This is a genomic window from Flavobacterium sp. LC2016-13, from assembly GCF_009707955.1.
GTDB lineage: Bacteria > Bacteroidota > Bacteroidia > Flavobacteriales > Flavobacteriaceae > Flavobacterium.
Map to the genome: position 1 here is coordinate 227038 of NZ_WMDQ01000004.1, position 17141 is coordinate 244178.

11 protein-coding genes are annotated in these 17141 nt (G+C 30.8%); 4 read left to right on the forward strand and 7 right to left on the reverse strand.

What is annotated here, in order from left to right; all coding sequences use genetic code 11:
- Window positions 1-189: 189 nt before the first annotated feature.
- The 3 genes from GKZ86_RS10275 to GKZ86_RS10285 are packed head-to-tail and all read left to right on the forward strand — an operon-like array spanning window position 190 to window position 7320.
- On the forward strand, window positions 190-3441 hold the full coding sequence (locus tag GKZ86_RS10275; RefSeq protein ID WP_154783018.1) for a toxin-antitoxin system YwqK family antitoxin: 3252 nt from the start codon (window positions 190-192) through the stop codon (window positions 3439-3441).
- The gene (locus GKZ86_RS10280) at window positions 3416-5350 is read left to right on the forward strand and encodes a transglutaminase domain-containing protein (protein ID WP_194632480.1); all 1935 of its coding nucleotides are present in this window, start codon (window positions 3416-3418) and stop codon (window positions 5348-5350) included. Before GKZ86_RS10275 ends, GKZ86_RS10280 begins: the two co-directional genes overlap by 26 nt.
- Window positions 5350-7320, forward strand: a complete 1971-nt coding sequence (locus tag GKZ86_RS10285) for a DUF3857 domain-containing protein (protein WP_154783020.1) — start codon at window positions 5350-5352, stop codon at window positions 7318-7320. Before GKZ86_RS10280 ends, GKZ86_RS10285 begins: the two co-directional genes overlap by 1 nt.
- 75 nt (window positions 7321-7395) lie before the next feature.
- On the opposite strand, the gene GKZ86_RS10290 is transcribed toward GKZ86_RS10285, so the two are convergent.
- The 4 genes from GKZ86_RS10290 to mnmA are packed head-to-tail and all read right to left on the reverse strand — an operon-like array spanning window position 7396 to window position 11629.
- Complete coding sequence (locus GKZ86_RS10290) at window positions 7396-7812, reverse strand: hypothetical protein (protein WP_154783021.1); 417 nt, start codon at window positions 7810-7812, stop codon at window positions 7396-7398.
- Between the two features lie 19 nt (window positions 7813-7831).
- Window positions 7832-8776: a nitronate monooxygenase family protein gene (locus GKZ86_RS10295; protein WP_194632479.1), complete on the reverse strand. Its 945-nt coding sequence runs from the start codon at window positions 8774-8776 to the stop codon at window positions 7832-7834.
- A 10-nt stretch (window positions 8777-8786) separates the two neighbouring features.
- Window positions 8787-10397, reverse strand: coding sequence for a S8 family serine peptidase (locus GKZ86_RS10300; RefSeq protein ID WP_154783023.1), 1611 nt, complete (start codon window positions 10395-10397; stop codon window positions 8787-8789).
- A gap of 44 nt (window positions 10398-10441) precedes the next feature.
- Window positions 10442-11629, reverse strand: a complete 1188-nt coding sequence (gene mnmA / locus GKZ86_RS10305) for a tRNA 2-thiouridine(34) synthase MnmA (protein ID WP_154783024.1) — start codon at window positions 11627-11629, stop codon at window positions 10442-10444.
- A gap of 144 nt (window positions 11630-11773) precedes the next feature.
- On the opposite strand from mnmA, the gene GKZ86_RS10310 reads away from it, so the two are divergent.
- On the forward strand, window positions 11774-13651 hold the full coding sequence (locus tag GKZ86_RS10310) for a PEP/pyruvate-binding domain-containing protein (protein ID WP_154783025.1): 1878 nt from the start codon (window positions 11774-11776) through the stop codon (window positions 13649-13651).
- Here the strand turns inward: GKZ86_RS10310 and GKZ86_RS10315 are convergent, their stop codons facing one another.
- The 3 genes from GKZ86_RS10315 to yidC all read right to left on the reverse strand — a co-directional run bounded on the left by GKZ86_RS10315 (window position 13652) and on the right by yidC (window position 17123).
- Window positions 13652-14209: a DUF4956 domain-containing protein gene (locus GKZ86_RS10315; protein ID WP_154783026.1), complete on the reverse strand. Its 558-nt coding sequence runs from the start codon at window positions 14207-14209 to the stop codon at window positions 13652-13654.
- A gap of 183 nt (window positions 14210-14392) precedes the next feature.
- Entirely contained in the window at window positions 14393-15112 is a 720-nt protein-coding gene (locus tag GKZ86_RS10320; RefSeq protein ID WP_154783027.1) for a toxin-antitoxin system YwqK family antitoxin, read from the reverse strand.
- Between the two features lie 97 nt (window positions 15113-15209).
- Window positions 15210-17123, reverse strand: coding sequence for a membrane protein insertase YidC (gene yidC, locus GKZ86_RS10325; RefSeq protein ID WP_154783028.1), 1914 nt, complete (start codon window positions 17121-17123; stop codon window positions 15210-15212).
- Window positions 17124-17141: the final 18 nt, after the last annotated feature.

A 17141-nucleotide genomic window follows, 5' to 3' on the forward strand; every position in this document is an offset into this window, starting at 1 on the left:
GCTTTCTGAAAACTGTCGGGGTTAGTTGCTTTTTATATAATTTATTTAAATTGCAAATATTTTTACAAACATATTGGTTTAGAGCTAATTATTATTCAAATTAAAAGTTAAAAAATAATTAATAAAGAAATACCTATAATAGATACAAATTAGGTCAAAATTTTTATATTTGAAAAACCTAAATCTATAATGAGAAAAATTTTATTGGTGTTTTTTTTAGTTTCATTTTCAAAAAACTATGCACAAATTGATTATGCTTATGTTTATAATAATGACTCCATAATCAAAAAAGGCGTTGACTTTTATGATAATAAAAAATATGATGAAGCCTTAAAAGAATTCCATAAAATAAGTAAAATAGATCCCAAATATCTTAATGCGCAATACGAAATTGCATTAACACTTAGCGCTCAGGAGAAAAAAACCGAGCTAAAAACATTTTTGGAAGATTTATATAAAGGAGGCAAAATGGATGAAAATCCTGAGTTATATAAATTGTATGGTATTTTTTTAAGCAACGAAAAAGAATATGATCTCTCTGAAAAAATATTTAAAGAAGGAGAGAAATACTTATCAAATTCTTCTACTTTTCAATACAACTTCGCTATTTTATATGTTCGTAAAAAAGAACCTCAAAAAGCGGTTGATATACTTAAACGCATTGTAACTAATGATCCTAATCATGCATCTTCGCATTATTTATTGGGTAGTATCGCTCTTGAAAACGGAAAAATAGTAGAAGGAACTCTTGCATTAATGAGTTATCTTATTGTTGCTCCTACAGGTGCATTTGCCAGTCAGGCAGTTATGCAATTAAATGCTAACTACGGACAAAATTATCTTACGGAAAACAAACTGGTTTTTTCAAAATCCGGAGATAATTTTGAAGAAATAGAAACTGTTTTAAGAAACCAATTACCGCTAAAAAAGGTTTACAAAATAAAATCGAGTATTGATGATGTACTAACACGTCAGGTACAAGCTGTTGCAGAATATTCAGCAGAACACAAAATAGCTGACGGATTTTTTGAAACTACATACATGCCATGGGTAAAACAAATGGTCGAAAAAAATCAGCTTGAAGGATACTCTTATTACAGCCTGCTTTCTATCGAAGATAAAATTGGTAAAGAACTAAATAAACAAAAGAAAAAAATAGTTGCTTTTGTTGATGATTATGCAACAAAAGATCTTTGGTCTGCCTTTGGAAAAAGAAAATTAGATCTTTTTGGTAAAGAAGAAGAGGTAATTGTTTCTATTCGTAACGAAAGACCTTATATAATTGGAAAACAAACCAATGGAGAATTTCAGGGAAAATGTAAATATTTAAATGCTTACGGGAATTTAAATGGAGAACTTAATTTTATAGATGGAAATTTAGATGGTTTACAAAAGTATTATGACGAAAAAGGAAAACTTACAGAAGAAAAATACTTTACTGCAGGAAAATTAAATGGAAAAAGAACTTCTTATTATGAGAATGGAAATATCGCATTGACAGAAAATTATAAAGATGATAAGCTCGACGGTATATGTGTATCTTATTTTCCCAACGGTGGTAAAAACTGTGAAATAAACTTTACCAATGGTGAAAGAGACGGAAATCTGGTTTGTTTGTATGAAACCGGAACCAAAAAGAATGAAATCGATTATAAAAACGGAAAACTTAGCGGTAAATACAATATCTATAATGAGATTGGAGCTTTAACGGAAACTTATAATTGTGTCGACAATAAAATTGAAGGAAACTATGTAGAATATTTTGACGGTAAAACTATAAAATCTGAAGCTGTTTATAAAAATGGTATTGTTGAGGGATCTTATAAATTTTATAACGTAAACAAAGCATTAGAAAAAGAAAATATTTATGCTTTAGGCGATATTGTAAAATCTACAGATTACTTTGAAAATGGCAAAAAATCTTATGAAAGTATCTACAACAAAGGAGATCTTGAAACATATAGCTTTTTTGATATTTACGGAAATAAATATTTTGAAGAAAAACATAAATCGGGAGAATTAAAATCAGGTCTTCAATTTAGTCCAAATGACTCGAAAGGGGTTCCGGTTAATCTGACCAAAAAAAGTTTTGAATTGAAAAACTTTGATGGTACACTCAGAATTAAAGGTGCTTTTGAAAAAGGCAAAAAAAGCGGTGAATGGAATTATTTATATGCATCAGGAGTATTAAGATTAAATGAGTTTTACATCGCCGGCAAAACAAATGGTATAAGTACAAGTTATGATAGAAACGGTGATCTTTCCAGTAAAAATAATTATACAAATGACACTATAAGTGGTCGTTATGAAGTTTATGATGGTGATAAAGTGTCTCAACTTTTTAACTACGAAAAAGGAGAGCAAAATGGTCCTTACCAAACATTTTATTCTGACGGAGCTGTTAGCACTGAAGGTTTTATGGTAGAGAATGATATTGCATTTGATAAATTCACTTATTTTCAAAACGGAAAAATTTCTAATATTGATCATTATATAAATAGTTATCTGACTAATCGAAAAACATTCGATATTAACGGAAAACAGGAAAATGATATTGATTATAAGAATAAAACAGGAAAATTTACTCTTTCATTTCAAAATGGAGCGTACAGCAGAAATTATGAAATGAAAAACGGCATATTAAATGGGAAATTTAATTCGTATGATAAATTTAAAACCAATATAGTCGAAGCTGAATATATTAACGGGAAACTTCATAATTTATATAAAGAATACTCTCCTTTAGGTTCTCTTCTTATTGAGAAAAATTACTATTGCGGAAAATTGAACGGTCTTAGTAAATATTATGATTATGTTGGAAATTTAAGACTAACTGAAGAGCATAATTTTGGTGTTGAAAACGGAAAAACGATTCGTTATTATCATAACAAATCAAAAATGATAGAATATGCACAAATTAACAGTGCAATTGAGGGTGAAACTACTTATTTTAATCAAAAAGGAGAACCAATAGTAATTATTGGTTATGAAAATAACATTCCAAAGTATTTTATCCGAAAAAATAAAACAGGAGAATTAAATGATAAGATTAATATCGAAAATCAAACAGCCGATATTTTATCTTCATATCCAAATGGAAAAATCGCTATTCAATTTAAACTTAATAAAGGAAGCATCACCAGTAAATTTATCATCAATAGTTTTGAAGGAAAATTAGAATACGAGTGCACTTATAGAAACAGCGGCTTAGAAGGCGAAAGAATTGAATATTATACAAACGGAAAACCATTTAAAAAAGAAAATTTTGTCAATAATTCATTCGAAGGTAAACAACAATACTTTAAAGAAGACGGACAACTTTGGGCTGAAATATCATTAAAAAGTGATGAACTGCACGGTAATGTACTAATTTATAACGCTGGGAAACTAGTAGAAACGAAAAAATATGATTCAGATGAATTGGTCGATATTATCAAATAGATTATTTTTTCTAATCATTTTCTTTTTTTTCTATTCAATTTCAGGTACAGCGCAAAAGTCATTTCAGGATATTAAAAACTTTTATCCTGATTATAATGAAGTCATTTTGGATAATTCCGAAACGTATGATATTTCAATTGAAAACAACGCTTTAAAAGTAATACAAGACAATCACGTCCAATCTTTGATTTTGACTCAAAATGGTATATTCAATAATAAGGAATCATTTTCTTATTCTGATCTTATACAATTAAAAGGTTATGAAGCATACACGGTTATCAATGATAATGGGAAAGAAAAAAAAATAAAAGTTACCCAAAGCAATGAAAAACAATCGCAGCAAAGTTCAATTTTTTATAATGATGTAAAAGAGCGTCAGCTTATTTTTCCAAATATAGAAACCGGAGCTAAAAAAGTATACAATTATCAGACACAATTTATAGATCCGCATTTGTTGCACAAACATATTTTTGGAGACGTTTTGCCAATTCAAAATTCGACTTTAGAAGTAAGAGCAGAGAAAAACATTGTTATTGATTACAAAATTTTCAATGACCCTGATAATACGATTTCTTTTTCTAAAACTGAAAAAAAAGGAAAATGGATATACAAATGGACATTATCTGATATAAAACCGGCGAAATTTGAAGAAGGTTCGCCAGGTTATTTATATCAGGTACCACATATTGATTTTTATATAAAAGAATATACCATAAATAATAAAACCACTCCGATTTTAGGAGATATCCCTGAATTATTCAATTACTACAAAGCATTTGTAAAAGATTTGAATAAAACAGAAGATCCTGATCTTAAGTCGCTTACTTTAGAAATCATCCAAAATAAAACGACTGATGAAGAGAAAGTAAAAAGCATTTTTTATTGGGTAAAAGAGAACATTAAATATATCGCTTTCGAGAATGGTTATGAAGGTTTTATTCCGCGTGAGGCCAGTTTAGTTTTTCATAGAAAATTTGGTGATTGCAAAGACATGGCAAGCATAATATCATGTATGGCGCAATATGCCGGAATAAAAGATGTAACAATTGCCTGGATTGGCACAAGAAGTATTCCTTATTCTTATAAAGATTTAGCAACACCTTCTGTCGATAATCACATGATTGCAATTTTTAAAAAGGGCGATGATTATATTTTTTTAGATGGAACTGATAAAGAAACCCGTTACGGAATTCCAACTGCTTTTATACAAGGAAAAGAAGTTTTATTTAGCGAAAACGATCATTATAAAATTTATCCCGTTCCAGTTGTTCCTCCAAATCAAAATGAAGTTAAAGAAACTGTACAGTTAAAGATTGATAATAACAAATTGATTGGAACTGCAAAAATCGAACGATTTGGTTATAATCGAAGCCATATTTTAATGCAAATTGGCGATGCCGCTAACAAAAGGCGTCTTGAAATGATTAAATCGTTAGTCTTGAAAGGAAACAATAAATTCAACCTAAAAGATTTTAAAGAAGAAAATCTAACCGATAAAGATTTGCCTTATACAATTGATTACAATTTTGATCTTGATAGTTATATTTTAAAAGTAGATAAGGAAATCTATCTGAATTTATTTTTAGACAAATTTTTAGACAATATAATTTTAGCAAAAGATCGTGTTTCTAAATATGAATTTGACTATCTAACACAATTTACATCACAATATACAGTAGAGATTCCACAAAATTACACTATAAAATATCTTCCGAAAAATTTTGATTTAGACAATGATTACGTAAAAGCACATTTTGCTTATGAGTTGAAGAAAAATATTCTATGTCTAAATGTTAGTTTAACACAAAAAAAAATGATGTTGGATAAAACCGATTTTGAACCTTGGAATGAAACCATTAAAAAACTAAAGACTAATTATAACGAGACCATAATTTTATTAGAAAAATAATGAAAAAACAATACTTAAAAACAGTTTTTACTTTCATCGCATTAATGGCTACGTCCGTTTTTTTTGCGCAAGATTATAGTTTCAAAGATTATAACTGGAATGAGAAAGAAAATACGATTGAAGTTCCTGCAAATTATAAGGATGAAAAAGAAGTTATTCTAAATCGTACCTCAAAAATAGAAGTCGTTGTTGATAAAAACACCGCTATTCAATATCGTTTAATACACGAAAAAAGATACATCAATTCTGATGATGCAATTGAGCGTAATAACAAAATTTATATTCCTTTTGGAGGCAACGAAAATATTCTTGTTACGAAAGCACGTGTAATTCTAAAAAGCGGAAAAGTTATTACTTTGGATAAAAAGGATATAAAAGAAGAGGTTGATGAGGAAAAAGGCATGAAATACAACTATTTTGCTGTAAATGGTCTTGAAAAAGGTGCCGTTATCGAAAAACTTTATATTATTGAAGAAGCTCCGGATTTAAAAGGAAATACTATAAAAATGCAGGATGAATATCCAATTGCCGTATATAATTTTGAATTGATTACTCCTGCTCATCTTTTCTTTAAAACCAAATCATATAATGGTTTAAGTGAACCAGTTCTTGATGAAAAAAAGTTCGAAAAGAAAAAAGTTTTAACGATTACCGAAAAAGATATAATCGCTTTAAAAGATGACGAACAGTATTCGAATTGGGATGTTAAACTAAAGCTTTTCCGTTATAAAATGGATGCCAATGCATATACCGGAGCCAGAAATATTAATAGCTTTAAAGAGTACGCAACCAATACTTATGAGTTGCTTAATCCGGTTTTAGATAAAAAACAAGAAAAAGCAATTGCAACTTTTTGTAGTTCAATCCCAGAATCTAAAGATGCTCAGGAACAAATTTGGAATATCGAAAACAAGATTAAAAAAACGATAATTTATGATAAATATATTGATGCCAAAGAAACATTAAGTGATGTTATAAAAACAAAACAAGCAAATAGTTTAGATATATTAAAATTATATACCGCTGTTTTTAAGTATTTTAAAATTGAGCAAAACCTTGTCTTTACATCAAATCGCTATAAAATTCCGTTTGATAAAGATTTTGAAAGCTATGAAAATCTAAATGATTTCATATTCTATTTTCCGGCAATTAAAAAATACCTTAGCCCAACTGAAATTGAATATCGTATTCCACTTTTTCCTAATTATTTAGGAAATAACAACGGTTTGTTTATCAAAGAAAAAGTATTCGCAGGTATTCCGATGGGAATTGGAGAAATCAATTTTATTGAGATTCCGGGAACTGAAATCACACATGATTTTATGGATATTACTGTAGACTTTACAAAAGATCTAGAAAATCCTTCTATAACAAGCCGTATGACTTATGGAGGTTATTCAGGATTGAATTTTCAGCCTTTGAAAGATTTTATATCGGCAGATCAATATAAAACAATGCTAAAAAATGTTTCTGAAAATTATACGCTAAAAGCGGAATGTAAAACACTTACGACAGAAAATGACGGAATCGATTTTATTGGTAAAAAGCCATATATAATGAATTTAACTTTTGATGGAAAAGATATGATTCAAAAAGCGGGAGGAAATTACCTGTTTTCTGTTGGACAAACTATAGGAAGTCAAATGGAATTTTATCAGGAAAATAAAAGAATGCTGCCTATCGAAATTGATTATCCTCATTATTACACCAGAAAAATTAAAATTATATTGCCGCAAGGAGCTACGATTAAAAACCTGGATAAGTTTGTAATGGATTATAAAACGCAACTTAACGGTAAAACTGAAGCTGCTTTTATTAGTAATTATTCTCAAAATAAAAATGAAGTAACTATTGAAAATACAGAGTTTTATAATATCATTAATTATCCTTTGGCCAGTTTTGACGAATATAAAGCCGTAATTAATGCGGCGGCTGATTTTAATAAAATCGTAGTTGTTGTAACGCAATAAAACAAAAAATACAAGATCGAATTTTAAAAATAAAACCCGACAGATTTAAAAATTTGTCGGGTTTTATTTTTTAGTTTAAACACTAAAAATATTATAAACTATAATATGATCATCGTAATTAATATAAAGCTGTTTGCGATAATCTTGTTTTTTACGGGTTATGATTGAAAGTTTACATTCGTTTCCGTCATTGTCTTTACATAAAAAAGAATATGTAATATCAGTATCATTTTCTTCACGTTCAATATAATCCATGATTCTAAAAAGCTGAATTTCCTGGGAATAAACAACAATTCGATGTTTGTTTGTATCCAGAATTACCGAAAGATTAACGAGATCAAGATTTGACCATTCGCCCCATTTTCCTTTTTCATTTTTTTCTAAAACACTAAATCCCGAAGTCTTAAACTGATATGATTGCCCATAAGTTTGTTGCAAACCCAGTGCTAAAAAAAATAGTATTATATATATAGAAGTGCGTATGATTTTCATATTGTAATTCTTGCCGTCATTAAAACTCAAATTTAGCCTTTTCCAAGCACGCAATTTCAAAATCTGAAATCATTTCTTGAATAATTTGTTCTACCGGTAAAATTTCATGAATTAACCCTGAAATTTGACCTATTTCCAGTTCTCCTTCTTCGAGATCACCTTCAAACATTCCTTTTTTAGCCCTTGCCCTTCCTAAAAGCTGAACCAGATCTTCTTTTGAAGGAGATTTTTCATATAAAGACTGAACGTCCTGATAAAATTTATTCTTAATCAATCGTACGGGCGCTAATTCTTTCAAAGTCAAATGAGTATCTCCCTCTTTTATTTTAACTATTGTTTCTTTGAAATTATCATGTGCTGATGATTCTACAGATGCTGCAAAACGGCTTCCAACCTGAACGCCATCGGCGCCTAAAATCATCGCTGCTAACATTCCTCTTCCCGTTGCAATTCCACCTGCTGCAATAAGTGGAATTTGAATTTTCTCTTTTACCATCGGGATCAATGTCAACGTAGTTGTTTCTTCGCGACCATTGTGTCCGCCAGCTTCAAAACCTTCAGCAACAACAGCATCAACTCCCGCTTCTTGCGATTTGAGCGCAAATACACTGCTGCTTACTACATGAACTACAATAATCCCATGTGACTTCAAGAAAGGAGTCCACGTTTTAGGATTTCCGGCAGAAGTAAAAACGATTTTCACGCCTTCTTCGACCACAATATTCATAATTTCTTCGATGTTAGGATATAGCATCGGAATATTGACACCAAAAGGTTTATCGGTTGCTTTTTTACATTTCTGAATATGTTCACGCAAAACTTCAGGATACATCGATCCTGCGCCTATAAGTCCTAAACCGCCAGCGTTACTTACAGCAGAAGCTAATTTATAACCACTGTTCCAAATCATTCCACCCTGAATAATCGGATATTTTATATTAAAAAGCTGGGTAATTTTATTCATTAAAAAAATATTATTGCTTAACAATCTTTCCGGTTTTATGCAAACCTTCGACATCAAAAGTATAAAAATACAGCCCGCTTTTTAAGGATTGCAAGGAAAGAATTGGATTTTGATTTGTAATTTGTTTTTCGATAAGTTTTTGTCCTAAAACAGAATAAATAATTACCGAAGCTACTTCGTTTTGATCAGAAAATGAAAAAGAAACATTTGTTTGAGCCGGATTTGGATAAACAGAAAATGATGTTGTATTCTCGAAACTTTCTACTCCTAAAGTCGATCCAAAATTCGGAATTCCATATCCATAAGTATTATTTGGAGTCGTATAGTTATCTGATGATTCAAGGATCATTTGCCTAATTTGCTGGTTGGTTTTAGATGGAAAAGCCTGCCATAAACAAGCAATCATTCCTGCCATAATTGGGCATGAAAAAGAAGTTCCATCAGCACCAATAATAGTTCCTGATGCATTTGAGACAGTTGCAGAAGATCCTCTGGCCATAACATCCGGTTTTATTCTTCCGTCAAAACTTGGCCCAATTGAGCTAAAACTAGATCTTACCTTCGAAGCTGTAACAGATCCTACGGCAATAACAGAAACGGCATCTGCCGGCCCGCCAATATGTTTCTCCGTTTGAGTTCCTTCATTTCCTGCTGATGCCACAACAATTATACCTTTGCTAAAAGCAATTTCGGCACCACGAGAAATGAAATTAGTAGTTCCGTTCATATCACTATAAATATGATTGTAGCGAGAATTTGTAAATTCCCCAAAATATCCTAATGAAGTTGTAATAATATCAACTCCTAAACTATCGGCTTTTTCTGCAGCTTCTACCCAAAGCGATTCTTCAACCGGTCCTTCAGAATCATCATCTTCCGTTATAAACAAATAATATGAAGCGTCTGGAGCAGTACCAATTAAAGCGTTTTCTTTATAACCTCCCATTGTAGAAAGTACCATTGTGCCGTGATCATCTCCTGCATAAAAATTTGCATTTCGGGAAACAAAGTCATAACCTCCTAAAATTCTATTATTTGCAATCAGGTTTTGAAACGGCTGCGCCGTATTTACTCCGGGAAATCCTGCATCTAAAACAGCTATTATTTTACCTGCTCCCGTATAGTTTTGCTGATGTAAAACTTGTCCGTTAAGCATCTGAATTTGATTTGCAGATGTTCCGTAAGCATAATCAACTGTAGTGTTGAGTTTATCATTTGTTATTGAAACCTGATTTTCTGAAACTTTTTTAGAAGTTACATTCAAGTTTCTATCTGCAAAAACTACTTTATCAACAAATGATAATGATTTTAATGCCAAAAGATTAGCCTGAGTTCCCTGAATATGAAGTGCATTCAACCATTTAGATTGTGCTTTTATAGTAATTCCTGTGCTCGATTTGATCTGACTAACAAAAGTTTTTTCTAAAGGTACATCCGTAAAACTTAAAGCAATATTTTGATTGGTTCTGCGATCTAGAGCCCGTTGCGAAAGCATTTGAGATGGAGTATCTAGAAAACTTTGTGCATTAGGTTTTGCATTAAAATATACCCAGGCATCTTCTGTTTGCGAAAACATGGCAAACGAAAACAACAACATAAAAAAACTCAAATAGTGCTTCATACTTTACTTTTTTAAAGGTCAAACCTTGGTAAAAAAGTATAAAGCTAAGAAATTACTCCCGAACCAACTAATTCATTATCGAAATACCAAGCCGCGAATTGCCCTTCTGTAATAGCAGATTGAGGTTCATCAAAAGAAACATACATTCCGTCTTCAAATTGGTGTAACATTGCTTTTTGCAAAGGCTGACGGTAACGAATTCTGGCCATTACTTCCATCGTTTCTCCAACTTTCAACGTTAAATCTGTACGAATCCAATGCACTTCGGATTTTTCGATAAACAAAGCTTTTTTAAATAAACCCGGATGTTGGCTCGTTAAACCGGTATAAATAGTATTCGTTTCGACATCTGTAGCGATAATAAATAACGGATCTGTTGTTCCGCCTACATTTAGTCCTTTTCGTTGTCCAATCGTAAAATAATGAGCTCCCTGATGTTTTCCCACCACTTTTCCTATGGTTGGAATATAATTTAGTTTTTGAGATTCTAATTTTAATTCTTCATGCAATGATAAACCAGCTGGTTTTTCGATCGTATAAATTGGATCATTTTTATCAACCTGAACAATTTTACCGTCTTTTGGCTGTAATTTTTGTTGCAAAAATTCCGGTAAACGAACTTTACCTATAAAACATAATCCTTGAGAATCTTTCTTTTCTGCAGTTACCAAATCCATTTCAGCAGCGATTTCACGCACTTCGGGTTTGGTTAAAGCCCCAATTGGAAATAAAGATTTTGCCAATTGCTCTTGCGATAATTGACATAAAAAATAAGATTGATCTTTGTTATTATCTGCTCCGGCAATTAATTGATAAACTGGTTTTCCGTCAACTTCAATTTCATTTTTTTGACAATAATGACCTGTTGCCACATAATCTGCCCCAAGACTTAAGGCAATTTTCATAAAAACATCAAATTTGATTTCGCGATTACAAAGCACATCAGGATTTGGAGTTCTTCCTTTTTCATATTCGTTAAACATATAGTCAACGATTTTTTCTTTGTATTCTTCACTCAAATCAACAGTTTGAAACGGTATTCCAAGTTTTTCAGCTACCAATAAAGCATCATTACTGTCTTCTAACCACGGACATTCGTTAGAAATAGTAACCGAATCATCGTGCCAGTTTTTCATAAAAAGCCCAATAACTTCGTAACCTTGCTGTTGCAATAAATAAGCAGCAACACTAGAATCTACACCACCGGAAAGTCCAACAACTACACGTTTCATTTTAACTCCTTTATATTTTTATAAGGGTGCAAAGGTAAGTCATATTTTAGATAATTAGAATGGTTTTGATTGGTTTATATAATGAAGCGGTAGATAAAACTTATTGCTTTTTTTAATTACTTTTAATCAACTAATTAAAATGTCATGTCGAAACCGTTTTATGCTTTTATTTTCTTTATTCTTTTAACGACCGTAAGTGCGCAAAATTATAGTGCTTCTTTATCAAATTATCAGGCATATAAAGCATTTAAGGGAAAACCATTATCTGATAAATTTTCAAATATCGAATCGGTAAAAGTTATTTATGATTTGAAAAGACAAAAAATGTACTATTTCAACAGCAGTCTGATTCGTTTACATTTCGATTTTGTGGTCAATTATTTAGGTTACAGTAAAGATCTTGATGTTTTTAACAACAATAATTATGGCGATAATGAAAAAGACAGGGAATTATTATTAGGAAACCTGAACCACATCAAAGGAACTGACAAATGGATTTTTGAATTAGCAGCTTCAGATCACATGTCGATTTCATTAATAGAACGATTTTATAATTTAATATTACAGTCAACCTTTATTGGCAAGGATTTGAAATTTTATCTAAACAATCCGGAACAAATAGAATGGTTTCAACAGCATAAATTTAAAATTCCATGCGTTAAATCAGACTATATTTTTAATGAACTTACTTATCAGGAAGTCGTTTCAGGCAAAAATGTTGGTATTTTAAAACAGTACAAAGTCAAAGAGCTAGAAACGATAAAGCCAAATTCAGACGAGATTATTATTCTGGACGGAACTCCTGAAATTTTGCCTAATGTGAGAGGAATTATTGTAAATGAATTACAAACTCCGTTAAGCCATTTGGTATTATTAGGCAAAAACCGGAAGATTCCTATTATGGCTTACACAACTGTTTTTAAAGATCCAAATATCAAAAAATTGATCTCTAAAAAGGTCGAATTAAAAATTGCTATTGATACTTTTTATATCAAAGAAACTGATAAAAAAATAGCACAAAAAGTCATTAAGAAAAAGAAAAAACTAACTGTAGATAACAGCGTTACCGAATTAGTCGATTTGGCTACAATACCTAAAAAAGGTGTCAATTATATTGGTTCGAAGGCGCAAAATATGGCGTATCTAATTGCTATTTCAAAAGATGTAAAATTTAAAACACCCGAAGATGCACACGCTATTCCGTTTTATTTTTACACAAAGCACATTCAAAAAAAATCAATCTATCCTTTAATCAATGAACTTTTGATTTATCCTCATAAAGATTCAACAATATGGGTTAAAAATCAACTGAAAAAAATACGCGATGCTATTAAAAAAGAACCAATTGATCCTTCTTTGATCTCTAAATTGAATGTTGCTTTTAAAAATACCAATTTTAAAAATTTCAGATTCAGATCTTCTACCAACGCCGAAGATATGGATGATTTTAATGGTGCAGGACTTTATGATTCTAAAACAGGAATTTTAGGAGATAGCATAAAAACTTTTGAAAAAGCCATTAAACTAGTTTGGGCAAGTACTTGGAATGAAAGTTCGTTTTTAGAAAGAGAACTTTTTGGCATTGATCAGGAAAGCATTGCAATGGGAGTTTTGGTTCATCGTTCTTTTCCGGACGAATTGGCTAATGGCGTTGTCATTACAAAAAATATATTCAGAACAAATTTTACAGGAATTACCGTAAACGTTCAAAAAGGAGAAAATTCTGTTGTTAAACCTGAAAAAGGAGAAGTTTGCGAACAATTTATTATTTATCATTTTAATACCGGAAGCGATGATAATGATTTTGATGTAGATTATACTTCTAATTCAAATCTTAATAATAATGAGCCCATATTAAGCAGAAAAGAAATCAGTACACTTTTCCTGGCAAGTACAAAAATCGAAACTAAAATGTACCGTTATTGGAGAAAAAACGGTTTTCATCCCGTAGATATCGAATTTAAAATTGTTGGAGAAAACAGGGATTTATACATTAAACAAGTGAGACCTTTTAATGAATAATTAGTATAAAACTAAAATATCAATTTCGTTTCCGACAGTATTGATATTGATGATTTTAAAATCAAAATCTTCAATATTAATTTTACTCTGAATAGATTTTCTAATCGTTCCGTTGTCTAAAGAAAAATTGCTGTCTAATGCAATTTTAATAGTAACCGTATTTAGATATTTAGAAACTTTTCTGTTCACCAAAACGGAGCCAATGATATAAAATCCGATTATAATTACCTGAAAAAACAATAGGATTTCTATTTTTTCATACGGATACATAATATCTAAAATGGAAAGTGTAATCGTCGCAAAAAGAAAAATAATAGCATTTACAGTAAACGATTGTGTTCGAAATCTTAAAATAGAAAAAATCGCAAATAACCCGAACCCAATTCCTACTCCAATTTCGATTTTTGTAAATAAATAACAAAGCGAAAAAGTACAAAGTCCAACAATAACCATCAACGGATTTATGATTTCATTATCTTTTCGGTTCGAGAAAAAATATAAAATAAGAATTGAGAAAAACAACAATAAAAATCGGCCGGCCAGTTCGTTTAAATCCATTTTATAATAGTATTGAATCCAAATTTAATCAAATTATGTTTTGATTATAAATAAAGTTTGCCACAAATCACACAAATTATAACGAATTGATTTAACTTACATTGCTAAAAAAATCAGTGCTAATTTGTATAATTTGTGGCAAAAAAAATGGGCAGCAAAGCCGCCCAATATATTTAAGAATTCTTATTCCATTTTAGGTTTAGAATCAGCTTTGTAACTGCTTTTCGGATCACTCATATTAACTTCTTTCGTTAGTTTTCCTTTTAAGTAAAACTGCCACATTCCAGCTTTTTTTCCGTTAATAAATTTTCCTTTAGAAGCTACTACTCCATCAGAATCATAAAAAACAGCATCTCCATTATATTGATCGTTGCCATAAGTAGTTTGTTCTAAAATAATTCCGTTTTGTCCAAACTTTTTATAGATTCCTTCTTTCTTGCCATTTTTATACGTCATTTCTTCAGCCACTTTCGAGTTCGGATAATAAACCGTTCTTGGTCCTTCAAGCTTTCCGTTTTTGTAGTTTTCGACTGCCATTATTATTTTAGAAGCTTTGTGATAATACTTCCATTCGCCTTCATAGTTTTTTCCAATAACTTTGCCTTCGCTTACTATATTTTTACTCTGATCATAAAAAATGTTGTATGCACTTCCATCGTTAGCAGTAAAATCTCTGGTTGCAATTACATCGCCTTTTTTAGTATCATCAAAAAATTTAAATACTCCTGTTTCTTTTCCATGACTAAAAGTACCTTCATAACGAGGACGTTTAGAAACTTCATAAATTCCTTTCCACAAACCATCTTTTTTTCCGCTTTCATCAAGTTTATTTAAGTCAGTTTGAGCAGTTATTACAAAAGCATTCAATAATGCCAATCCAAAAATTATTCTTTTTAAAATCATCTTATATTCAATTTTAAACTTAAACGAAATTGTGCTTTATAAAGTATATCGACAAGTATAAAAAAAATCCCGATAAATCGAGATTTTTTTTATTGTATTATTTCTTTTTATTCTGAGCTTTTGCAGCTTCTTGTTGCTCCATAACTTCCTGAAGACGCTTTTGAAACTTACTTTGTTTTTTAGGCTCTTTTAATTTATTTTCCTGAATCTGAGCATGAATTTTATCCGTATCAACAATATAGTTTTTAATTACAAACATAATTCCGATTGTAATTAAGTTAGAGATAAAGTTATACAAACTCAAACCTGCACCATAACTATTGAAGAAGATTAACATCATTAATGGCGAAACATAAATCATGATTTTCATCATTTTTGCCATATCCGGCATACCTTCTTGCTGAGGCGCTGCCATTTGCTGATCTCCAGAAGTCATTTTCATGTAGAAGAAAATTGCAATTGCTGCCAAAATTGGAAACAAACTAATATGATCTCCATATAATGGAATATTAAATGGCAATTTTACAACCGAGTCAAATGAAGATAAATCGTCTGCCCAAAGGAAACCTTTTTGTCTTAACTCAAAAGCTGAAGGGAAAAACTGGAACGAAGCATACATAAACGGAAGCTGAATCAATGCCGGAATACATCCTGCCATTGGGTTTACTCCTGCTTTGTTGTATAATTTCATCGTTTCTTGTTGTTTCTTCATTGGGTCTTTTTTGAATTTTTCTCCCAATTCTGTAATTTCAGGACGTAAAACTTTCATTTTAGCCTGAGACAAGAATGACTTATAAGTAATTGGCGACATGGCCAATTTGATCAAAATTGTAAAAATGATAATTGCAATTCCTAAAGACAATCCAATTGTTGAACTTAAAAATCCGAATAACGGAATGAAAACCCATTTGTTAATCCATCCGAAAATTCCCCAACCTAATGGAATAATTTTTTCAAAGTTTTTATCGTATGCTTTTAAAGTTTTATAATCAGCCGGTCCAAAATACCAGCTCATTTTATAATCAACTTCTCCATTAGAAAAAGCCAAAGGAACAGTTGCTTTAAATTGTTTTGTAAATACAGTATCGATTTTTTCATCTTTAACTAAATCATCAGATTGCAATTTAGAGGTTGCAAATGCTTTATCTGTTGATAAAATAGCCGTGAAAAAATGTTGTTTAAACGCAATAAATTTTAGTTTTTCAGGAGCTTCTTCTTTTCCCTGACCACGATTGTTTACTGAGCTGAATTTTTCATCTCCGTATTCATACTCAATTTGAGCATAGCGATTTTCATAAGAAATACTTTTCTCGTTTCTGTACGTTTTTAAATCCCAAACTAAATCTAATGGTTTAGATGAATTTAAAACTTTGTTTAAACCTTGTGAACGAATGTCAAAACCAACTAAATAATCATTTGGTTTTAATATGTATTTGTATTCTAAAAATTCGTTAGCTCCGGCTTTCAAACGCATTGTCAAAACCTGATCAGCACCAACTTTTGTTAATGTTGGTTCAAAAAACAAATCTTTAGAGTTTAAAGTTCTGTTATCTGTTGTTTGTAACTGAATATTTAAATTAGCATTATTGTCTTTAATCAACTCTACTAATTGACCTGAACCTTTTTTAAACCTTTCAAATTCTTTAAGCGTAGCTTCAACGATATAACCACCTTTATTAGCGATTTTAAGTTTTAGCTTTTCGTTTTCAATAGTTGTAAAAGTTTCTTTTGCAGAAGGAAGCGTAGCAGAATATGCAAATCCACCTAAAGTTTTTTGCAATTGAGCCAACTGAACAGTATCCCCCGGAGTTGCAGCAGCAACCGGTAAAACAGCTGTTTTAGTTTTATCAGCTTTTGCCTGAGCTTCTTGTTTCGCTACTAATTCTTTCTTTGCTTTTTCAGCAGCGATCTCTTTGTCAGAAGGCTGATTTTGGTACATAATCCAAATCAAAATTCCAAATATCAATACAAAACCAATGATTGAATTAAGATCAAATTTTTTTTCTTCCATTATAATTTAAAAAAGGTT